Source organism: Nocardia sp. NPDC057455 (assembly GCF_042802775.1).
Lineage (GTDB): Bacteria > Actinomycetota > Actinomycetes > Mycobacteriales > Mycobacteriaceae > Nocardia.
The window spans coordinates 1-21,227 of the sequence record NZ_JBHVDM010000031.1; the positions used below are offsets into that span (position 1 = coordinate 1).

Annotated in this window: 20 protein-coding genes; 12 read left to right on the forward strand and 8 right to left on the reverse strand. The window is 66.5% G+C overall.

Going from position 1 to position 21,227, the window contains the following annotated elements; translation table 11 throughout:
• From ACFU5M_RS15075 to ACFU5M_RS15095, 5 genes are all read right to left on the reverse strand, one after another.
• A partial coding sequence (locus ACFU5M_RS15075; RefSeq protein ID WP_379049103.1) for a DNA-directed RNA polymerase subunit beta occupies window positions 1-2,077 on the reverse strand: 2,077 nt, incomplete at its 3' end.
• A 331-nt stretch (window positions 2,078-2,408) separates the two neighbouring features.
• Complete coding sequence (locus tag ACFU5M_RS15080; protein ID WP_379049041.1) at window positions 2,409-3,614, reverse strand: Cmx/CmrA family chloramphenicol efflux MFS transporter; 1,206 nt, start codon at window positions 3,612-3,614, stop codon at window positions 2,409-2,411.
• Window positions 3,615-3,910: 296 nt separating this feature from the next.
• Complete coding sequence (locus ACFU5M_RS15085) at window positions 3,911-4,453, reverse strand: hypothetical protein (RefSeq protein ID WP_379049042.1); 543 nt, start codon at window positions 4,451-4,453, stop codon at window positions 3,911-3,913.
• 136 nt (window positions 4,454-4,589) lie between these two features.
• Complete coding sequence (locus tag ACFU5M_RS15090) at window positions 4,590-4,922, reverse strand: hypothetical protein (RefSeq protein WP_379049043.1); 333 nt, start codon at window positions 4,920-4,922, stop codon at window positions 4,590-4,592.
• Between the two features lie 6 nt (window positions 4,923-4,928).
• Window positions 4,929-5,363 (reverse strand): hypothetical protein, encoded by a 435-nt coding sequence (locus ACFU5M_RS15095; RefSeq protein WP_379049044.1) that lies wholly within the window; start codon window positions 5,361-5,363, stop codon window positions 4,929-4,931.
• Between the two features lie 163 nt (window positions 5,364-5,526).
• On the opposite strand from ACFU5M_RS15095, the gene ACFU5M_RS15100 reads away from it, so the two are divergent.
• Together ACFU5M_RS15100 and ACFU5M_RS15105 are read left to right on the forward strand one after the other, a co-directional pair.
• Entirely contained in the window at window positions 5,527-6,402 is an 876-nt protein-coding gene (locus tag ACFU5M_RS15100; RefSeq protein WP_379049045.1) for a helix-turn-helix domain-containing protein, read from the forward strand.
• Complete coding sequence (locus ACFU5M_RS15105; protein ID WP_379049046.1) at window positions 6,399-6,614, forward strand: DUF397 domain-containing protein; 216 nt, start codon at window positions 6,399-6,401, stop codon at window positions 6,612-6,614. The genes ACFU5M_RS15100 and ACFU5M_RS15105 overlap by 4 nt, the downstream gene beginning before the upstream one ends.
• A 112-nt stretch (window positions 6,615-6,726) precedes the next feature.
• Here ACFU5M_RS15105 and ACFU5M_RS15110 read toward each other — a convergent pair whose 3' ends face one another.
• Window positions 6,727-7,146, reverse strand: coding sequence for a hypothetical protein (locus ACFU5M_RS15110; RefSeq protein ID WP_379049047.1), 420 nt, complete (start codon window positions 7,144-7,146; stop codon window positions 6,727-6,729).
• A gap of 283 nt (window positions 7,147-7,429) precedes the next feature.
• On the opposite strand from ACFU5M_RS15110, the gene ACFU5M_RS15115 reads away from it, so the two are divergent.
• Genes ACFU5M_RS15115 through ACFU5M_RS15130 form a run of 4 tightly spaced genes read left to right on the forward strand, consistent with a single transcriptional unit; the run spans window position 7,430 to window position 10,465 of the window.
• A complete protein-coding gene (locus tag ACFU5M_RS15115) occupies window positions 7,430-7,945 on the forward strand; it encodes a DUF3558 domain-containing protein (RefSeq protein WP_379049048.1) in 516 nt (171 codons plus the stop codon).
• A gap of 17 nt (window positions 7,946-7,962) precedes the next feature.
• Entirely contained in the window at window positions 7,963-8,346 is a 384-nt protein-coding gene (locus ACFU5M_RS15120; RefSeq protein WP_379049049.1) for a hypothetical protein, read from the forward strand.
• Window positions 8,346-9,680 carry a hypothetical protein gene (locus ACFU5M_RS15125; protein ID WP_379049050.1) on the forward strand — a complete coding sequence of 445 codons (1,335 nt, stop codon included), beginning with the start codon at window positions 8,346-8,348 and terminating at the stop codon, window positions 9,678-9,680. Before ACFU5M_RS15120 ends, ACFU5M_RS15125 begins: the two co-directional genes overlap by 1 nt.
• 11 nt (window positions 9,681-9,691) lie before the next feature.
• A complete protein-coding gene (locus tag ACFU5M_RS15130) occupies window positions 9,692-10,465 on the forward strand; it encodes an ESX secretion-associated protein EspG (protein WP_379049051.1) in 774 nt (257 codons plus the stop codon).
• A 239-nt stretch (window positions 10,466-10,704) separates the two neighbouring features.
• Here the strand turns inward: ACFU5M_RS15130 and ACFU5M_RS15135 are convergent, their stop codons facing one another.
• Entirely contained in the window at window positions 10,705-12,186 is a 1,482-nt protein-coding gene (locus tag ACFU5M_RS15135) for an MFS transporter (RefSeq protein ID WP_379049052.1), read from the reverse strand.
• A gap of 192 nt (window positions 12,187-12,378) precedes the next feature.
• Complete coding sequence (locus ACFU5M_RS15140) at window positions 12,379-13,050, reverse strand: FadR/GntR family transcriptional regulator (RefSeq protein ID WP_379049053.1); 672 nt, start codon at window positions 13,048-13,050, stop codon at window positions 12,379-12,381.
• A gap of 65 nt (window positions 13,051-13,115) precedes the next feature.
• Between ACFU5M_RS15140 and ACFU5M_RS15145 the strand changes: the two genes are divergently transcribed.
• From ACFU5M_RS15145 to ACFU5M_RS15170, 6 genes are all read left to right on the forward strand, one after another.
• Entirely contained in the window at window positions 13,116-14,369 is a 1,254-nt protein-coding gene (locus tag ACFU5M_RS15145; protein ID WP_379049054.1) for an MFS transporter, read from the forward strand.
• A 310-nt stretch (window positions 14,370-14,679) separates the two neighbouring features.
• On the forward strand, window positions 14,680-16,185 hold the full coding sequence (locus tag ACFU5M_RS15150; RefSeq protein WP_379049104.1) for a nitrate/nitrite transporter: 1,506 nt from the start codon (window positions 14,680-14,682) through the stop codon (window positions 16,183-16,185).
• A 29-nt stretch (window positions 16,186-16,214) separates the two neighbouring features.
• Window positions 16,215-18,740 carry a nitrite reductase large subunit NirB gene (nirB, locus tag ACFU5M_RS15155; protein WP_379049055.1) on the forward strand — a complete coding sequence of 842 codons (2,526 nt, stop codon included), beginning with the start codon at window positions 16,215-16,217 and terminating at the stop codon, window positions 18,738-18,740.
• A gap of 64 nt (window positions 18,741-18,804) precedes the next feature.
• Window positions 18,805-19,206, forward strand: coding sequence for a nitrite reductase small subunit NirD (gene nirD, locus ACFU5M_RS15160; protein WP_379049056.1), 402 nt, complete (start codon window positions 18,805-18,807; stop codon window positions 19,204-19,206).
• A gap of 7 nt (window positions 19,207-19,213) precedes the next feature.
• A complete protein-coding gene (locus tag ACFU5M_RS15165) occupies window positions 19,214-20,455 on the forward strand; it encodes a uroporphyrinogen-III synthase (RefSeq protein ID WP_379049057.1) in 1,242 nt (413 codons plus the stop codon).
• Window positions 20,452-21,210 carry a sirohydrochlorin chelatase gene (locus ACFU5M_RS15170; protein WP_379049058.1) on the forward strand — a complete coding sequence of 253 codons (759 nt, stop codon included), beginning with the start codon at window positions 20,452-20,454 and terminating at the stop codon, window positions 21,208-21,210. Before ACFU5M_RS15165 ends, ACFU5M_RS15170 begins: the two co-directional genes overlap by 4 nt.
• The last annotated feature ends 17 nt before the right edge of the window (window positions 21,211-21,227 follow it).

The window sequence follows — 21,227 nt, forward strand, 5'->3', positions numbered from 1 at the left end:
CCTGACCACGCTCCACCCGCTGACCCTCGTCCACGATCGGACGCTGATTCGAACAGGTGCCCTGATTCGAACGGTTGAACTTCCGCATCCGATAGCTGCGTCGGATGCCATCGTCCTGCATGACGGTGATGTAGTCGGCGGAGACTTCCTCGACCACACCGGCCTGTTCGTTCACCACTACATCGCCGGCATCTATCGCCGCGCGTAATTCCATACCGGTGCCGACCAGCGGGGCCTCGGAGCGAATCAGCGGAACCGCCTGCTTTTGCATGTTCGCGCCCATCAGGGCGCGGTTGGCGTCGTCGTGCTCGAGGAACGGGATCATCGCGGTCGCGACCGACACCATCTGACGCGGCGAGACGTCCATGTAGTCGACTCGGGCGGATTCGACGAGCTCGACTTCGGAATTTCTGCGACGCACCGCGATTCGCGGCGCGACGAAGTGCCCCTCGGCATCGAGTGGCTCGTTCGCCTGCGCCACGACGTGCAGGTCTTCCTGGTCGGCGGTCAGGTAGTCGACCTCGTCGGTCACCCTGCCGTTCACCACTTTCCGGTACGGGGTCTCGATGAAGCCGAACGGATTCACCCGCGCGTACACCGACAGATAACCGATCAACCCGATGTTCGGGCCTTCCGGGGTCTCGATCGGGCACATCCGGCCGTAATGGCTGTAATGCACATCGCGGACTTCCAGACCGGCGCGCTCCCGGGTCAGGCCACCCGGGCCCAGCGCCGAGAGGCGGCGTTTCTGGGTCAGACTCGCGAGCGGGTTGCGCTCATCCAGAAATACCGACATCTGCGAGGTTCCGAAGAACTCCTTGATCGCGGCGACGACCGGGCGGATGTTCATCAGGGTCTGCGGCGTGATCGCCTCGACATCCTGAGTGGTCATCCGCTCGCGAACCACACGCTCCATGCGAGAGAGGCCGATTCGCATCTGGTTCTGGATCAGCTCGCCGACGGTGCGCAGGCGACGGTTACCGAAATGATCGATGTCATCGACCTCGACCCGGACCTCCACGCCACCGGGGGCGGTCATGGTCTTGTCACCCGCGTGCAGGCGCAGCAGGTATTCGATGATCGTGACGATGTCTTCCTCGGCGAGCACGGGTGAGCCGACGGCTTCGCCGGTGCGGATGCCGAGCTTCTTGTTGATCTTGTAGCGACCGACGCGCGCCAGGTCGTAGCGCTTCTCCTTGAAGAACAAGTTCTCCAGCAGGGTCTGCGCGGACTCCTTGGTCGGCGGCTCGCCCGGACGCAGCTTGCGATGGATATCGAGCAGCGCCTCATCGGTGCCCGGGGTGTTGTCCTTCTCCAGCGACGTCATCATGACCTCGGAGAAACCGAACCGCTCCCGGATCCGTTCACTCGTCCAGCCGAGCGCTTTGAGCAGCACCGTCACGGGCTGGCGACGCTTGCGGTCGATGCGCACACCCACGGTGTCGCGCTTGTCCACGTCGAACTCCAGCCACGCACCGCGCGACGGGATGACCCGCACACTGTGCAGATCCTTCTCCGTGCCCTTGTCGACATCGTGGTCGAAGTACACACCCGGCGAACGCACCAGCTGCGACACCACGACACGCTCGGTGCCGTTGATGATGAACGTGCCCTTGTCGGTCATCATCGGGAAATCACCCATGAAGACCGTCTGGCTCTTGATCTCACCAGTGTTGTTGTTGATGAACTCCGCCGTCACGAACAGCGGAGCCGCATACGTCATGTCCTTGTCTTTGCACTCATCGATCGAGGCCTTGACCTCCTCGAAGCGGGGATCGGAGAGCGTGAGCGACATCGTCGCGGCGAAATCCTCGATCGGGGAGAGCTCTTCGAGCACTTCCGACAATCCGCCCGCCCGTGCGTCGCCGCGCGCCGCCGCCCGGTCGTGCCGGGCGGGCGCACCGATCAACCATTCGAACGAATCGATCTGGATATCCAGCAGCCCCGGAACATCGAGGGGCTCACGAATTTTGGCGAACGAGACCCGCTCAGGCGCCCCGGAGACTCCGGTATCGGCGGGCATTCCGGCATCGACGTCGGCCTGACTCGAGATTGTCAAGATGCGTCCTTCCAGCACCTCGCGCCGCCCACGCGTTCGCGTGGTCGTCACGGTATCTGCTTGTCCTGTGGGCGGTATTTCTCCTGTACGCACCGTGCTGGGAGGTGCCCGAACATGCCTCGACAACAACGGGTAGAAGGTGGCACGCCGACAGTGCCACTTTCCACAGTCATTTCGTATTTCGAGAGTTGGACAGCACGCGACCCGGCGCGAAGCCTTAAATTACACCCAAACTTGGCCGATGTCGAGGACATCAAGAAATAGACACATGATTTCTCGTGTCTTCCCATATTGATAGTGGCATCTCGATATGCGGTTCGTCAAGTCTATTAGCGGTAATTCGTCAGCTTCACTCGATCGGGTCGCCTGCCGGGGCCGCGGCGGTCGCCACTCGGGGTGCGATCGGCCTTTGCGAGGTCAGGACGACAGCCATCGCGGCGATCGTGAAGGCGGTGCCGCACCACAACGCCTTCGCGGGCTGACCGGTGTGGTCGACGACCACAGCGGCGGCGGCGGGGCCGAGAACAGCGCCGATATTGAACGCGGTGGTGGCCAGCGCGCCCGCGATTCGTGGCGCGGTGGGCGCGGCGGTCTGCACGATCGTCGCGATCAGCGTTGATCCCACCCCGAACGCGATCGCCCCGGACACCGTCGCCATGATCGCCACTCCGGGCAGGGTGTGCGCGGTCGAAGCGGCCAGTAGCCACACTCCGACGAGCCCGCTCGTGCCGAGCGTGACGATCCGCTCTCGATGACGGTCGCTGTAGCGGCCGGTGAACGTCACGCCGACGAACGATCCGACGCCGAACAAGGCCAGCACGATCGGAACCCAGCGGCTGCCCGGCTCGGCGAGCCCGGCGGTGATCGAACCGAGGAACGTGAACCCCGCGAACGTCGCGGCGTTCACCAGTATCGCGACCAGGACCGCGACGAGAACCGGGCGTGTGCCGAGCACCGTCCACTCCTGCACCGAAGAGGGTCCCCGGGGCGTCGGCCGATCACCGGCGCGCACAGTGCGAGGCACCATCGCCCACACCGGGATCACCACAGCACCGCTGATGACGGCGACGGCCCAGAACGCGGCGCGCCAACCCCACACCTGTCCCAGCAAAGTCCCGGCCGGCACACCGGCGATGCCGGCCACGGTCACCCCGGACACCACAACAGAAGTCGCGCGGCCCACCACGGCCGGATCGACCAAGCCCGGCAGAGCGGCCAGCGCGATGGCCAGGAACCCCGCGTTGGCGACCGCCGCGACGACCCGGGTCGTCAGCAGCACCGCGAAATCGCTGGTCACCGCACCGGCGATATGAGTCGCGCAGAACACCGCCAAGAACGCCGCTACCGAATGCCGGACCGGCAACCGGCCCGCCGCCACCGCCATCGCCGGTGCGCCGAGCACCATGCCCGCCGCGAACAGCGAGGTCAGCAGACCGGCTGTGCCGAGTGAGACCTCGAGATCGTCGGCGATCCGCTCCAGCAACCCCGACACCATGAATTCGGACGTGCCCTGCGCGAACACCGCGACAGCCAGCACGAACACCACAATGGGCATAGAAGGACAACTCCCCGGATAAGGGCGCAGCGCAGCCGACACGGCGCCCGAGATGGTCGCGGAATCGGGCGAATCGTCGCCCGATCGCGGAGAAACAAACGTCGTCCGGCGTCGCGAAAAATCTGCCTGTCGCGCTACGACCAGCAGTTTCTGCATTCACAACGCCGCCGAGCACGTATGCCGGGCGGCTATCGTCTGGACGCCTCCGGGGAATTCACGCTCACACGATAACAACGCGCCCAGGCGGGGCCAACACAATTACCGATCCGCCTTCAGGGCTGAAAGTCCGAGCCGATTCAGTGCGACCGTAGGCGTGCTATGGCTGCATGGTTCGCCTGCGGATCCAGCGTTATGGCCGCCGCCCAGACGTGTGCCGCGACGGCGCGCTGGTCGAAAAGTGCGACCCAGGTGTCGGTGGACTTCCGGGTGTCATTCACCCAGGTGGGTGTAGGTCCGAGTTCGGGCAGGTGGGTGTAGGTCAGTGCCGTGTAGGCGCGTCCCCTGGCATCGAAAATCGTTGCCGCGCACATGGGGTCGGCAGTGGCGCGTTCGCTCAACCGGCCCGCCTTCGCGGCCTGTATCGCGTCCGGCGGGACGCCGTCGGCTCCGGGGAAGATCTCGCCCACCGTCAGGTAGGCCAGGCCGAAGCCCCACACGCGGCGGGTGAATCGCCGGATCAGCCATTCGGCCGAATCCAGGATGGGGGAGCGCTCGGCGTCGGGATCGAGCACTATCGCGGTGTGCGCCGCGTCCTGTGCGGTGGAGTTCCCGGTGTGGGCGAACCCCCAGAAGTGCACGGTGTCGGTGCCGGCGGAGTCTGCGCGGCGTTCGGCCATCATCGCGGTGAGTATCGAGTCGATCGTGCGCCGGGATGGGTATCGGATGGGGGTGCGCGTCTTTCGCGACTCGGGTCGCGGTTGATTTCGTCGCTTGGACATTTCGCTCTCGGTCACTTGTGCGGGGTGGTGGACTCGGTCACGCGCAGTCGCCCGGCCGGGGCGGTAGGGGAAGATCCGTGGTGCGTGCCCCGCCTGTAGACAGCACAACTTCCCAGAACTGGGCGCGTACGGCGTCCCAGAGGCGGAAGTGGCGCGGGAACCATTCGCGCACCTGCGCCAGATCGGGCAACGCGCGCTCGTCGAAGGCGATGAAACCGTTCTGGCCCAATGGAATCGGCACCGTATCGCCGTTGTTGCGCAGCCGGTAGGCAGGTGCCGGGTCGGCTTCGTCGCGCAGGAATACGACTTCGATGCGGCTTCCCACTACCCGCCAGCAAGCCTGCGCGGCTCCCATCGTGGTTCGATGCACCCTGGGTCACCCCCGCAAAGTTTCAGGCGGCGGCGTCAACGTCGACAACCGCTCCAGCACCGCCTGAATCGTGTGCACGTCGAGAGTATGTTCGGCGCTACGGGTTCCGTCATGTGACGGGAAGTCCATGCCCCGTGCGGCGGCGCGTTCGCGATGACTGACCGCCTGCGGTGTCAGTCGTCCCGTGATCACCAGCGTGCGATACGCCGCCGCCTTCCATGCGCACCGCTCGATTCGGCAGCCCAGGTGGGCCCGCATCTGCTCGTGTGCCAGTCGCGCGTCCGCCTGGTGGCACATGCCGGGCGGAACGAGCAGCGCCGCCCGGCGTTCCTGAGGGTGCGACTCCGTGCCGGGTCCTGCGGGCTGGTGATTGCGTGTATCGGGCTCCGCTGTGCGGGAATTCGTCACGAAATCGAGATTTGTTCCGTGTGGTTCGGCCATGTGCATATGCTGCGGGGCGTGCGCGCGAGGGGAGGCTCGAAACGGCCGGTGCTCAGCAACCGGTGCATACGCGCTGAACGCTTCCCGAGTTGGGCGCACGTCGATTCTCGGCGTGGGAAAAAGCAAGGAAGACCGTGGGATAGTAGGGGAGGACACAGCGGAAATGGTCGGTAGCAAGTCGGACATCAGCCGGACGACGCTGCCGCGTCGCCAGTTGGGCCGCGCACTGCGCGACGCGCGTCAGGCCAACGGATATACCCTCGAGCAGGTAGCCGAGGTTTTGGAGATCAGCCGATCGTCGCTCGGACGGCTGGAGCTGGGGCAGAACGAGAAGATCAAGGTTCGAGACATCGAGTTCATCTGCCAGTACTACGGGCTATCGCAAGAGCGGACCGAGTACCTGAAATCGCTTGCCGAGCAAGCACGTGTGAAACCGTGGTGGGAAGACTTCCGGGATCTGGTACGACCGGGGTTCAACACGTATCTTCAATTAGAAGCTGCGGCAACAGAATTGCACTTCTTCCAAACGCTCATCATACCGGGACTGTTGCAGACTCCCGACTATGCCCGCAGCGTGCGATCGTCCACGTCGATGGGCTCCTCCGAAGAGGCCGACTGGCTCGTGGAACGGAGAATACAACGATCAGCGATACTGACTCGAAAGCACAAACCGATGCGCGCCGAATTCCTGGTGCATGAGTCGGCTCTGCGTACGGTTGTCGGTTCTACGCGAATCATGTCTTCGCAATACCGCCATCTTGCTGATATGGGGACGCGAGAGAACATCTCGATTCGAGTCGTTCCCTTCACCGCTGGCTTCCCCGGAGGATTGGCCGTACCGCCGTACATCATCATCGACTTCCCGCATAACGAACCGTCCGTTGTCTACACCGAAGGTGCGATAGGAACAATGATTTTCGAGGAGGAGGACGATGTGAACCGCTTCCGGGTGATTCACGAAGCCGTCAATGGTGCTGCACTCGAGGAGCAACGATCGAGAGACTTGCTCAGAAACATGGCCAGGAGATGCGAACAATGATCATCGACCTATCCGGAGCGAAGTGGTTCAAGTCCGTCCACAGTGGCGAGGCCGATGCGTGCGTCGAAGTCGCGTGGCTCGATGCTGGTCACGTCGGTGTCCGTGATTCGAAGAACCCGACCGGTCCGGCACTGATCTTCACGCCGGGCGATTGGAACTCCTTCACCGCCTACGTTACGGATGGTGCGTTCAATTCGCGCTCGGATCTGTGACATTGAGACGGATGGCCCGGATGTCGGCTGCGGAACCGACGTCCGGACCATTCGTTGCCGTCTCGTTTCCTGGCGGGAGTCGTGACGCACAACGCAGTTGGTGGCGGCCGACTCAGCGGCGGCTGAGCCAGACTCCTGCCAGCGGGTACGGAGCGATGATCGGCGTTCCGGCGATGTTCACCGTTCCGGTCCAGATCCCCTGCCGGGGGTCGATATCACGCAGGTCGAGCCCGAAGGGCACGAAGTCGAACGAAACGTACGTCTCGTCCGGGCCGACCGGCGTCTGATGCCCGCCCCGGCTCGAGGTGCCGCAAACCAGCACCACCGTCCTGCCATCCACGAAGACTTGCAGGTCGCAGTTCTCGATCGGTGACCCGACCACATTGGAGGGATTCCGCGCGATGTGGTAGGTCCCCGGCGGGATGACGCCGTTGCGTGGAAACTCCGGATCATCAGCGGAGGCAACGGCGGGAGCGACAGAGATTGCGGCAGCGGCCAGCGCGAACCCGGCTGCGATCTTGCCAAACTTCATCGATTCAGCTCCTTCGATAATTTGTCGAACTCAGTCGTATGTCCTAGCTTTCGTTCAGCTCGTTACTGCACTGCCACCCTAGATCCGGGACCGAACCCGCCGACCCCCAATCGCGAAGAGCTGTTCCGGCAGCGTGCGGCATCCGAGGCGCAGGCGCGTCGTACCCGGCAGGCCACGGACACCTCAGGACCAGCGCGGGCAAGGAGACGCCGACTGGCTGTCTGCTAATGTTGGCGAACCTGAGTCGTCGCGGGTCGAGAGGGTGGGGATGAGTCGTCGAATCATGTTGACACTGCTTATCGGTGCGCTGGCGACGGGGGTTGTCGGCTGTGAGGACACCACGAGCGGATCGCCCACGACGAGTTCCAGCACCACTGCGGCGCAGGCTCTGTTCAACCCGTGTACGGAGATTCCCGACGATGCTCTGCGGGGGGCTGGGGTCGATCCGGCCACCGAGGAGCCCGGCATCGCCGGGGTGCCTCAGTCCGGCTGGGAAATCTGTAATTGGGAAGGTTCCCGATACTTCGTCTCAGTGTTCACTACTGCCCGTACGGTTTCGGATTTCGAGAACAAACCTGGCAACGTCGACTTCCGGGACGTGACAGTCGCCGGTCGTGCCGGACGGCAATTCAAGGTCGAAGGCGCATCGAAGGACCTGCTCTGTGACGTCCTGTTTCCGGCGCGTCAGGGTGTGATTCAGCTTCGCGTCTCCAACAAGGCCTCGATCAACAACCTCGAGGAACCTTGTGCAACCTTATACAGGGTAGGCGGCGCTATCGTGCCGGTATTGCCGCAATAACTGGGGAGGGATTTCCGATGAGCGAGGGCAACGCGGCAACTTGGAGGAACCTGGCCGGTCAGGCACGCGCGGGGGAGCTGTATCTCGATGATGAGAACGCCGCATACCTATGCGCCAAGGCATGCGATGAGCGTCTCGCCGAATTGAACAGGATTCTCTCCTCGACACAAGGAGTTCAAAACATCTCCGGTTTCGGGGATTTCACCATGGCCGCTGCGTTGAGCAAAAAGTTTTTGAAACAGGCCACGGGGGAGTCTAATTCCATCGACCAGGTCATTCGGGAGCACATCGAGACGGTGCAGAACATGCGAGAAGTCATGGCGATCTCGTTCAAGCGCATCACCGGGCAGGACGTCGAGAACGCGACGCAGTTCGCCAACACCACCGAGCAGGTGCGCTGATGGGTAACCCGTACGGCGGCATGCCGGTCTTCCAGATCGACCAGGGGTTGGGTTCGGCGATGGTACGCAGTCTCCAAAATTGGATTGCGGGTGAGGAGCCGCAGCCCAAGGTCGATGCGGCCGAGGTGCAGGGCAAGTACAACCAGCAGCGCGATGGTGTGCGCAGCCGGGCTGCCGATGTCGAATTCCAGGGTGAATTCCGGCCGAGGGAAGTTCTGGACGCGGACGAGTTCGAGCGGCACGATGTCGCCACGCTGCGCCAGAAGGTCGATCGAATCGATCTGAAGGCAGTCGGCGATCTGGTGGCCGCGTGGAACACCATCGCCGATCGGCACCAGACCTCGTTGGACAACTTCACGAAGGCGATGAAGCGGGCCACCGACGACAGCGTGTGGCGGGGCGAGGCGCGCAATGCCGCGGCGAGCGCGGTCGGTGACTATGCCGCGCAAGGCGCGCAGGTTTCGAACGCGGCCCGGCTGACCGGCAACAAGCTGTCCGAATTGCTGACGGGGCTGGAGCCGACCAAACAGCTGGTGCCGCACGCGCCGGATCATCGCAGTGGATGGGACAACCTCCGTTCCTGGGTGGCCGGGAGAGATTGGCGCAATGACGACGTCGCCGAGTACAACGCGAAGACCGAGGCATTGCGGGTGCTGCGGACCGTCTACTCCCCGGTCGTCATGGAGTCCGATACCAACGTGCCCGTGATTCCTCGCCCTGCTACGAATCCGAGTGGCACCGACGACGGCAGCACTCCTCGCGGCACGAACAATGGCAGTGGAAATCCCTCGGGGACGTCTTCGCCCAGCTCGAATCCCTCCGATACGAACCCCACCGACGACCCGACGACTCCGTCGAGCACCGAGTCTTCGGACAACACCTCCGAAACACCGCAGTCGACTACCGACCCGGCGTCTACCACGCAGGATTCGACCACACCGTCTTCCACCGCACCCGCCTCGACGACACCTGCCTCGACGACGCCCACGCCCAGCACATCGCCGAGTAGTCCCGGCAGCCCGCACCTGAGCACGCCGAGCAGTCCGGGGAGTCCCACTGCTCCGAACTCGCCGGGTGTCTCGGTTCCCGCCAAAGGTGCACCGAACAACCCCAACGCTGTTCCGGCTGCCGCGCGGACCGGTGCTTCGCCCGGCCGCGCCGGTACGAGCGGCATGGGTGGAATGTCCCCCGGTGCGCGCGGCGGCAAGTCCGACGAGGAATCCACCAAGGGGATCCCGGACTACCTGATCACCCAGGAACACGGCAATGAACTCATGGGGCTCGACGATCTGCCCCGGACGGTCCCGCCGGTCATCGGTGACAGCCAGCGGTAAGGACGTCATCGATGCCCGAGGTGCAGAGCTGGCGGTTCACCGCGCTCGAATTCCGGACGCTGTGGGAGTCCACCGGCCGGGACGTGCTGCCGTATCCCTTGCAGCACCAGTACACGACGGAATTCCGTTCGGAGAGTTTGCGTTTGCGGCAGGTGGCGGCGCAGTCGCTGCGCCCGCGCATCGATGACGATCTGCTGCGTGCGGTGGAAGTGCTGTTGGCGCCGGAGGCCCGGGTCGAGGTGGCCGGGTTCGCCGGTGCACGACGGGACCGCAAGCTGCGGGCGCATGCGGGAGTGCACTACGAGCACGGCGCGATCGCGGTGCAGGAACCGGGACCGGACCTCGAGCACGGCGGCGATGTGGTGTTGACGTTGCTGTCCGCCGGTGCGGTGGCGCGGGCTGTGGTCGACGTGTTCCCCGCCTGCGGGCCGGGGCAGGGCAAGCAATTGCAGGCTTCCGCGGAGGAGCTGGCACGTCCGCGTCCGCCGGTCCGCGATGCTTGGCGGCCGACGCCGCGCGAGGAGTTCGAGCGGTTCTTCACCCGTGCGATGACCTTGATCGGTCACGTCGGCGTCTACGCGATGGGCAGCGTGGACAATCGGCACATCGAAGGGCGCAAGGATTTTCAGCTCAACGACGTCGAAAAAGACGGCCGCTACGTCACTTTCGGCACCGATCTGGTGACGATCAAACCCACCACCGCCGAGCGCATCGCCGCCACCCTGCAACAGATGATCGCCAAGACCGTCAAGGAAGTACGCGACGGGGTCCACCTACCGCACTGATCGCTGTGGCCGAGCGAGCGGATACCGCTGATGCCGTTTCTCGAATGATCGAGCGGGCTCGGCAGAACGGAAAAGCCGAACGTCCGCCCATCGTCCCGGAATAGGCCGGAACCCATTGCTGGACCCGAGATTTCACCGGGCGACGGGCGGACGTTCGGGTGGGCGGCTCCGCCGGAGGGGAACGGCGGTGGTGACGCCCGTGTCCCGCGGTGTCCGGGCCGCGGGACCGGCTGGGGCGGTCAGACGTTCGCGTAGGCCAGCGAGGGAACGCGCTGGATGGCGAACGTGGACCGCAGGTAGAACCACCAGGTGACGGCGGCCATGACCAGGAAGGCCCCGGCGTAGGCCCAGAAGGCCGGAGCCATGCTGTGCAGGTGGGTGTTGGACAGCCGCAGGGCCTGCTGCAACAGCCAGCCGCCGGAAGCGCCGACCGCGCCGATGACGCCGATCGCCGCGCCCGCCTGGCGTTTGGCCGAGGCGGCGGCTTCGGCCGCGTCCAGGCCGTGCTCGGAGGCGTACTTCTTGGACTCCGCGCTGAAGATGGTCGGGATCATCCGATAGGTCGAGCCGTTGCCGATACCGGTGAGCACGAACAACAGCAGGAACGCCATCAGGTAGAGCGGGAAGCTCTTCAGTTCCAGCCCGGCCATGATCAGGCCGACCGCGATCGCCATGCCGCCGAAGACGTACAGGGTGATCTTCGCGCCGCCGACCTTGTCGGACACCCAGCCGCCGAACGGCCTGCTGAACGACCCGACCAGCGCGCCGAGGAACGCGAGGTTACCGAGCGTGGTGATCCAGCCGATCTTGGCCAAGTCCGGGAAATTGGCCTTGATCAGCGTCGGGAAGGCGAAGGAGAAGCCGATGAACGAGCCGAAGGTGCCGATGTAGAGGATCGCCATCACCCAGGTGTGCCGGTTGGTGAGCGCGAGCCGGTAGGACCTGCCGTCGGACTTGGCGGTGCTGATGCTGTCCATGTAGCGCAGCGCGCCGAAGGCCGCGGCCAGGATGAACGGCACCCAGACCAGGACCGAGAGCGTGATGCCGAAGCGGTAGCCGCCCGGGTCCTTCGCCATGAGGTGCGTGCCGAAGGTGATCAGCAGCGGCAGCACGAGCTGTGTCTGGGCGACGCCGAGGTTGCCGCCCGCGGCGTTGATGCCCAGCGCCGCACCCTTCTTGCCCTCGGGGAAGAAGAAGTTGATGTTGGCCATCGAGGAGGAGAAGTTGCCGCCGCCGACGCCGGCGAGCGCCGCCAGCACCAGGAACACCCACATCGGCGTACCCGGTTGGTTGACGAAGTAGGCCAAGCCGAGCGTCGGAATCAGCAGCATTCCCGCGCTGAACACGGTGAACGCGCGGCCGCCGAAGCGGGGGATGGCGAAGGTGTACGGAATGCGCAGCGCGGCGCCGACCAGGGTAGGGGTCGAGGTGAGCAACAGCGCGTTGCTCACCGCGACGGGGTTGCCCTTGCCGAGGCCGGCGAGGAAGTCGAATCCGGCGGCGCCCATGCTGGTGACGACGGTGCCCCAGATGACCCAGATACTGAAGCCGAGATTCTCGGCGAATACGGAGAACATCAAATTCTTGCGCGCGGTTCTCGCGCCACCGGATTCCCAGAACTTCACGTTGTCCGGATCCCAGTGGTCGAGCCAACGTCCACGTTTCTGATATTCGAAAGTCGTTGTCTGCGACTGCTGGCCGGTGGCTGCTACGGCGGTCATCGGCTTCCTCTCGATTCGGCTCGACCGGCCCTCATCGCGGCTGCGCCGCCGGCGGCTGTCGAGTGACTGGCTACGGTCGAGATAAAGGTATGAGCCGCTTGTTGCGTCCCCGTGGCCCTCGATGACGTTCCCGGCAAATCCGACTCACACCGTGCGGCCCCGAATGGTGACCACTCGGTTACCTGGTGCCGTTTATCGCGCGTCCGGATATTCCGCGATGAGCGAGTTGAGGAAGCAGCGCGTCGCCGAGGCGGCCCGTTCGGGATCGCCGTCGATCACCGCGTGCACCAAAGCGGCGTGCTCCTCGGGATAGGAGTCGTCGGACTTCGAAGTCCGTGCGCGGATGACCTGTTCGATGATCGGCAGCAGCGAATCGTAGAACTCGAGGTACACCGCGTTGTGACTCGCGACGACGATCGCGCGGTGCAACTGGACGTCCGCCTCGATCGCGGCGGCGGGATCCTCATCCCACTTCTTGTCGCGTTCGGCCAGCAGGCGCAGCAGATTCGCGATGTCGGAGTCGTCGCGGCGGCGCGCGGCCAGGCCCGCGGCGGTGACGTCCAGCGCGAGGCGCAGTTCCAGGACGTCGCGTTCCTCGGCATCGGCGAAATACTTGCCCAGGGTGCCGCCGAGGTCGGAGGCCGCGATGACGTAGGTTCCGGAACCTTGGCGACGCTCCAGCATGCCGGCGTGCACGAGGGCCTGGACGGCTTCGCGCACCGTGTTGCGGCCGGTGCCGGTGAGCTCGGTGAGCTCCGGCTCGGTCGGGATGCGGGAGCCGATCGGCCAACGGCCGGAACGAATTTCGGCACGCAGCTGGTCGGTCACCTGGGCGATGAGGCTGGTGCGCCGGACGGGTTGCACCTCGACAGAGTACCGCCCGTCACAAATCGTTGCCGCTCATCATCCGGTCATCCTATGATTTCTCGGTGACTGCGACCTTGCCCGATACCGCGCCTGGCCAGGATTCCGTCCTGGTCGAGCGCCGTCGACGTGCGCTGACCGAGGGGCGCCTGCTGGTGCTCACCGCCATCGTGATGTCGGCGCTCACGCTGCGGGTCGCGGTCACCGCGTTCAGTCCGCTGGCCGAGCGGATCGGCGCCGAGATCGGATACGGCGCCGCGGTTGTCGGCGTCTTCGGCATGATCCCCACCGCCATGTTCGCGCTGTCCGGGCTGCTCACCCCCGTTCTCGCGGGCCGGCTCGGGCTGGAGCGTACCGCGCTGACCGCCATGTTGATGGCGGGCGCCGGCATGGTGCTGCGGGTGCTGATGTCGGGCACCGGCGAACTGCTCGTCTTCTCCGCCCTCGCGCTCGCGGGCATGGGCATCGGCAACGTGGTGATCCCACCGCTGGTGAAGCGGTACTTCCCGGATCGCCTCGCCGTGATCAGCTCGCTGTACATCGTGATGGTGCAACTCGGCACGGTCGTGCCCGCCTTCGCCGCGGTCCCGGTCGCGGACGCGCACGGGTGGCGCGTGTCGCTCGGGGTGTGGGGCCTGCTGGGCTTCGCCGCGGCGGTGCCGTGGCTGGCGGTGCTGCGCGCCCGGCGCGGACACGACGGCGCGGACACGTCGGCCGTGCCGGAGCAGCCTCCTACCGGGCGGGTGTGGCGCTCGCCGATCGCGTGGGGAATGGCGGGCATGTTCGGCATGACTTCGCTCACCACCTATGCGATGTTCACGTGGTTGCCCAAGATCCTCGGCGAGGCGGGCGCGAGCGCCGCGTACGGCGGGGCCATGGTCGGGCTGTTCGCCGTGGTCGGCCTGGTCGCCGCGCTCACCGCGCCGACCGTGGTCGCCCGGTTCCGCAATCCGTTCCCCGTGGTGGTGGGCTGCGCGGTGCTGTTCTTCCTCGCGTTCGCCGGGCTGCTGATCGCGCCGATGGCCGCGCCGATCCTGTGGGTCGTCGTGCTCGGACTCGGCCCGAGCACTTTCCCGATGGCGCTGACGCTGATCAACCTGCGTACTCGCACGCCTGCCGGGTCGGCCGCGCTGTCCGGCTTCACCCAGGGCGTCGGCTACGCGGTGGCCTGCGTGGGTCCGCTGCTGTTCGGCGTGCTGCACACGGCGACGGGTGGCTGGCTGGTTCCGTTCGCGATGCTCGGCGTGGCGGTGCTGGTGCTGCTCGCGGGCGCCTGGCAGGCGTGCAAGCCGCGGCTGCTCGAAGACACCTGGAATTGAGTCGCCGCGCCGTCGGCGCGAAAACTCACAGCTCCGGTTGCGGAGCTGTGCGAACAGGGTCAGGATGTGCGCATCCGATTTACGCGACGTAGCGCGCGTCACACCTCACCGGTCACCGAATTCGATTTCGGTCCTTTTGTGACCCATGGAAACCGTTGTGTCACATGCCTGAAACATTCCCGCGAAACTCACCCCGCATCGCCGGTAATCGTGAGCAACCGTTGATTTGACGGTCATTTCGCGCAGCATTTCGGCAATACCCCTTTCCTACCGTGGAGCCAACCGACATTGGGAGGCCCCGTTGAGCACGCTGACGCGTAACCGCCTGGAAGCGCTGACACGGACGAAGTTCCGCAGGCCGCGCATCGAGCATTGGGATGCGGAGGACGTCGCCGCCTGGGAAGCGGGCGGCAAGGACATCGCCCGGCGCAACCTGATCTGGTCGGTCTTCGCCGAGCACGTCGGTTTCTCGGTGTGGTCGATCTGGTCGGTGATGGTGCTGTTCATGCCGACCGAGAAGTTCGGCATCGACCCGGCGGGCAAGTTCTTCCTGGTCGCCATGCCGACCCTGGTAGGCGCGTTCCTGCGGATTCCCTACACCGTGGCGACCGCGCGATTCGGCGGGCGCAACTGGACCGTGTTCAGCGCGGTGATGCTGCTGATCCCGACGCTGCTCACGCTGTACTTCGTCAATCAGCCCGGCACCTCGTACACGACGTTCCTGGTGGTCGCGGGCTTCGCCGGCTTCGGCGGTGGCAACTTCGCCTCCTCGATGACCAACATCAACGCGTTCTACCCGCAGCGGCTCAAGGGCTGGGCGCTGGGCTTGAACGCGGGTGGCGGCAACATCGGCGTTCCGGTGATCCAGCTGATCGGCCTGCTGGTGATCGCGACCATCGGCAACGGCTACGCCTCGCTGATCTGCGCGGCTTACCTGGTCTTCATCGCGATCGCCGGACTGGGCGCCGCGCTGTTCATGGACAACCTGCCCAACCAGAAGGCCGATCTGTCCTACATGCTCACCGCCCTCAAGGTGCCGCAGTCCTGGGCGATCGCGTTCCTCTACATCGGCACCTTCGGCTCGTTCATCGGCTACAGCTTCGCCTTCGGCCAGATCCTGCAGATCAGCTTCCGGGCGGGCGGCGACAGCGTCGCGCAGGCCACGCTGCACGCCGCGCAGATCGCGTTCATCGGTCCGCTGCTCGGCTCGCTGGCCCGGCCCTACGGCGGCAAGTGGGCCGACCGCATCGGCGGCAGCCGCGTCACCCTCTACGTCTTCGGCGCCATGATGGCCGCTGCCGTGCTGGTCACCGTGGCCAGCACGATGGCCGACAACAACAACGGGGTGGCCAGTGGGGCCGTGATGACCGCGCTCGTCGTCGGCTTCATCGCCCTGTTCGTGCTCTCCGGCATCGGCAACGGGTCGGTCACCAAGATCATCCCGTCGGTGTTCGAGGCCAAGTCCAGGAGCCTGGACGCCACGCCCGCCGAACGGTCGGCCTGGTCGCAGAACACCTCCGGCGCGCTGATCGGCTTCGTCGGCGCCATCGGCGCCCTCGGCGGCGTGGGCATCAACCTGGTGCTGCGCTCCTCCTACGCGTCCACCAAGTCGGCCACCACCGCGTTCTGGGTGTTCATGGCCTTCTACGTGCTCTGCGCCCTGGTGGTATGGGCGGTGTTCCTGCGCCGTCCGAGCCTGCGGGGTCTGCCCGCGGAATCCGATGTCGTGGCCGAGGCCGAGACGTTCGTCCTCGAAGCCGAAGCAGGCCAATCCTCGTCCCAGTCTCCGTCCGCCGGCTCGTCGGCCCGCGCTTGACACCCGATCCAGTCCAGGAGGACCCACAGATGAACCCCACAGTCGCTCGCAAGACCGCGGTGGTCGTCGGCCACGGAATGGTCGGGCACCGGTTCGTCGAGGCGCTGCGCTCGCGCGACACCGAAGGCCGCTGGCAGGTGATCATCCTCAGCGAGGAGAAGCTGCCCGCCTACGACCGCGTCGGCCTCTCGTCCTACGTCGGCGCCTGGGACGCGAGTGCGCTCGCGCTGCCCGGCAACGAGTACGCCGGTGACGAGCTGGTCGAGCTGCGCCTGGGCCAGAGCGCCGAGTCCATCGACCGCGCGGCCCGCAAGGTGACCACGTCGTCGGGCGACATCCTCGCCTACGACGCGCTCGTGCTGGCCACCGGCTCCTACCCGTTCGTGCCGCCGGTGCCGGGCCACGACGATCCCGCCTGCTTCGTCTACCGCACCCTCGACGACCTCGACGGCATCCGCGCCGCCGCCGAAGCCGCCGGTCCCGGCGCCGTGGGCGTGGTGGTCGGCGGCGGTCTGCTCGGCCTGGAGGCCGCCAACGCGCTGCGGCTGCTCGGGCTCACCCCGCACGTGGTGGAGTACAACACCCGGCTGATGCCCGCCCAGATCGACGAGGGCGGCGGCGCCATCCTGGAGCGCCTGGTCACCGATTTGGGCCTGCACGTGCACACCGGCGTCGGCACCTCCTCGATCGAGGCGGCCGACCAAGGGGTGAAGGTCACCCTGTCCGACGAAACGGTGATCGAAGCCGGGCTGGTGGTGTTCTCCGCGGGTGTGCGCCCGCGCGACCAGATCGCCCGTGACTCGGGAATCGAGGTCGGGCCCCGTGGCGGCATCATCACCGATCTCGGCCTGCAGACCTCCGACCCGAACATCTGGGCCATCGGCGAATGCGCCGCCGTCGAGGGCGTGTGCTACGGCCTGGTCGCGCCGGGCTACAGCACCGCCGAGATCGTGGCCGACCGTCTCTTGGGCGGCTCGGGCGAGTTCCCGGGCGCGGACATGTCGACCAAGCTGAAGCTGCTGGGTGTCGACGTGGCCAGCTTCGGTGACGCGCACGGTGTCACCGAGGGCGCGCTGTCGGTCGTGCTGCACGACGCGGCCAAGGGCACCTACGCCAAGCTGGTCGTCTCCGACGACGCGAAGACCCTGCTCGGCGGCATCCTGGTCGGCGACGCCACCGCCTACTCGGCGCTGCGCCCGCTGGTCGGCCGCCCGCTGCCGGCCGAACCGGCCGCGCTGATCTCGCCCGCGGGCGCCGAGTTGGGCGCCGACGCGCTGCCCGACGACGCGCAGATCTGCTCATGCAACAACGTGTCGAAGGGCGCGATCTGCGGGGCGATCGCCGATGGCGCCTGCGACGTTCCGGCGATCAAGAGCTGCACCACCGCCGGAACCTCCTGCGGCGGTTGCGTTCCCATGCTCAAGAAGCTGCTCGAGCAGTCCGGCGTGGAGATGTCCAAGGCGCTGTGCGAGCACTTCGAGCAGTCGCGCGCCGAGCTGTTCCAGATCGTCCAGGTCACCGGCATCCGCACCTTCTCCGGCCTGATCACCAAGTACGGCAAGGGCGCGGGCTGCGACATCTGCAAGCCGACCGTCGCGTCCATCCTCGCCTCCACCTCGAGCGACCACATCCTCGACGGCGAGCAGGCCGCGCTGCAGGACACCAACGACCACTTCCTGGCCAACCTGCAGAAGAACGGCACCTACTCGGTGGTGCCCAGGATGCCCGGTGGCGAGGTCACCGCCGAGCAGTTGATCACCATCGGCGAGGTGGCCAAGGAATTCGGCCTGTACGTGAAGGTCACCGGCGGCCAGCGCATCGACCTGTTCGGCGCGCGCGTCGAGCAGTTGCCGCTGATCTGGAAGCGGCTGGTGGACGCGGGCATGGAATCCGGCCACGCGTACGGCAAGTCGCTGCGCACCGTGAAGAGCTGCGTGGGCTCCACCTGGTGCCGCTACGGCCAGCAGGATTCGGTCGGCATGGCCGTGCTGCTGGAGAAGCGCTACCGTGGCCTGCGGTCGCCGCACAAGCTGAAGCTGGCGGTCTCCGGCTGCGCCCGCGAATGCGCCGAGGCGCGTGGCAAGGACGTCGGCGTGATCGCCACCGAGAACGGCTGGAACCTCTACGTCGGCGGCAACGGCGGCCTCACCCCGAAGCACGCGGTGCTGCTGGCCGGTGAGCTCGACGACGAGACGCTGATCAAGTACATCGACCGGTACCTGATGTTCTACATCCGCACCGCCGACCGTTTGCAGCGCACCGCTCCGTGGCAGGAGGCGCTGGAAGGCGGCATGGATTACCTCGAGCAGGTGATCTGTGAGGACAGTCTCGGCATCGCCGAGGATCTGGAGGCGGCGATGGCTCAGCACGTCGCCGGTTACCGCGACGAGTGGGCCGCGGTGCTGGACGACGAGGAGAAGCTTTCTCGCTTCGTGTCGTTCGTCAACGCCCCGGAGGAGGCCGATCCGACGATTTCCTTCGACGATTCGGGCGAGCGGAAGGTTCCCGTCCTGCTGGGACTGCCCAAAGTTCCGGTCGCCACGCAGGGGAAATGACCGCTTAACCGCTTGGAAACAGAACGCCGGTACCAATGGGTAAGGCGTTTGGAGGATGACACCGATGACCGTGATCGATACCCCCGGCATTGCCACAGCTACCACCACCGGGTGGACCCAGGCTTGCCGTCTCGACTACTTGATTCCCGGCCGCGGCGTTGCGGTGTTGCTGAAAGGCGGCCAACAGGCCGCCCTGTTCCTGCTGGAGAACGGCATACTGTATGCCGTCGGCAATATCGATCCGTTCGGCCGGGCGGCAGTCATGTCGCGCGGGATCGTCGGCGATCGCGGTGGGGTGCCCGTCGTGGCCTCGCCGCTGCTGAAGCAGGCTTTCTCTCTGGTCGACGGGCGTTGCCTGGACGACGAATCGGCGATGCTGCCGGTGTACGCGGTGCGCGTGGACGACGGCATCGTTTCGATTTCCAACGAGCCGGTGTCCGCCGCGCTCGCGTCCTCGGATGGATGAAACGCCAATGACAACAGTTGACGCGGGCGAGAGCCTGGCCGGATTCACGGTGGGCATCACGGCGGCCCGGCGGGCGGTGGAATTCGCCACACTGCTCGAACGCCGGGGCGCGACCATCGTTTCGGCGCCTGCCATCCGGATCATCCCGCTGTCCGACGACAACGAGCTGGAGCGGGTCACCCGGCAGCTGGTCGCCGAGCCACCGCAGATCACCGTGGCCACCACGGGAATCGGCTTCCGCGGGTGGATGGAGGCGGCCGAAGGCTGGGGCCTGGCCGAAAACCTGCGCGCGACGCTGGGGACCACCCGGATGCTCGCGCGCGGCCCGAAGGCCAAAGGCGCCATCCGCGCCGCGGAACTGCGCGAGGAGTGGTCGCCTGCCTCCGAGTCGTCCGCCGAAGTGCTCGATCACCTGCTCGCCGAAGGCGTGGAGGGCGTCCGGATCGCCGTGCAGCTGCACGGGGCCACCACCGAGTGGGAGCCGGTGCCCGACTTCTGCGAGGTGCTGCGCTGCGCGGGCGCGGATGTCGTGCCCGTGCCGGTGTACCGCTGGGTGCCGCCGGACGACCAGGGGCCGATGGATAATCTCATCGAGTCGATCGTCACCTCGGGCATGGACTGCGTCACCTTCACCAGCGCCCCCGCCGTCGCGTCGATGCTGATGCGCGCCAAGGAGACCGGGCTGCTGGAAGGGCTGCTGTACGCGCTGCGCGGCCGGGTGCTGCCCGCCTGCGTCGGCCCGATCACGGCCGCCCCGCTGGAGGAACTCGGGGTGCCCACCTCGATGCCGGGCCGGGCCCGCCTCGGCGCATTGGCCCGCCACGTCGCCGAGGAACTGCCCCGGCGCGCCAATCGGATTCACGCCGCGGGGCACATCATCAGCGTGCGCGGCGCCTGCGTGGTGGTTGACGGTCAGGTTCGTCAGCTGGCGCCCGCGCCGATGGCCCTGATGCGCTCGCTGGCCCGCCAGCCCGGCCGGGTCGTCTCCCGCGAGGACCTGCTCGCCGCGTTGCCCGGCGGCGGGGACGACACGCATGCGGTGGAGACCGCCATCGCCCGTCTGCGCGCCGGACTCGGCACGCCGAAGGCGATTCAGACGGTGGTCAAACGCGGGTACCGGCTCGCGCTGGACCCGGCGGAATGTACCGACAACAACCCACGGCCCACCGCGACAGGAGGCCCGCAGGTGCCCGGTGTCGGAATTCCGACCCGGGCACCTCGGTACATCCAGCCAGCGGGGAGCTGGTGACCGCCCCCGCCCTGGTGCTGGTGGCCCACGGGACCCGCAGCACCAAGGGCGTGCAGATGATCGCGGCGCTGGCCGAGGCCGTGACGAAGGAACTCGGTGCCGGGATTTCGGGGCTCGGCACCGAGACCGGGCAGAGTCCTCGGGTGCGAACGGCATTCGTGGACGTGCTCGGCCCTTCGCCGTCGGAGGTGCTGCGCGATCTGGTGACCCCCACCGGGGAATCCGTACCCGCCGTGGTGGTTCCGGCGTTCCTCGCCTCGGGCTACCACGTCTACCAGGACGTGCCGCGTGAGGTCGCCGAGAGTGCCCATCCCGCGGTGACGGTGACGCCCGCCATGGGTCCGGATCCGGCCTTGGCGCGGATCATGGCGATGCGCCTGCGCGCGGCGGGCTGGCGCCAGGGTGACGCGGTGGTCTTCGCCGCGGCGGGCTCCTCGGATGCCCGTGCCCGCCAGGATGTCCGGCGCGCGGCCGCACTGCTGGCCGAACACCTCGGCGTCGCGGTCCGCATCGGCTACGTCGCGACCGGCGCGCCGCGCGTGCCGGACGTCGTCGCGGAACTGCATGCGGCAGGAGCGGGCCGCGTCTTCGTCGCCTCGTACCTGCTCGCGCACGGCCTGTTCCAGCAGCGCCTGCACGAGGCAGGCGCCGACGGCGTCGCCGAGCCCATCGGCGTGCACCCGGCCGTGGTCCGGTTGATCGTCGAGCGCTACCGGGTGGCGGCGGGGGAGATGGTCCGGGCGCGGGCCCGCTGAGCGATCGGCGCGCGAGT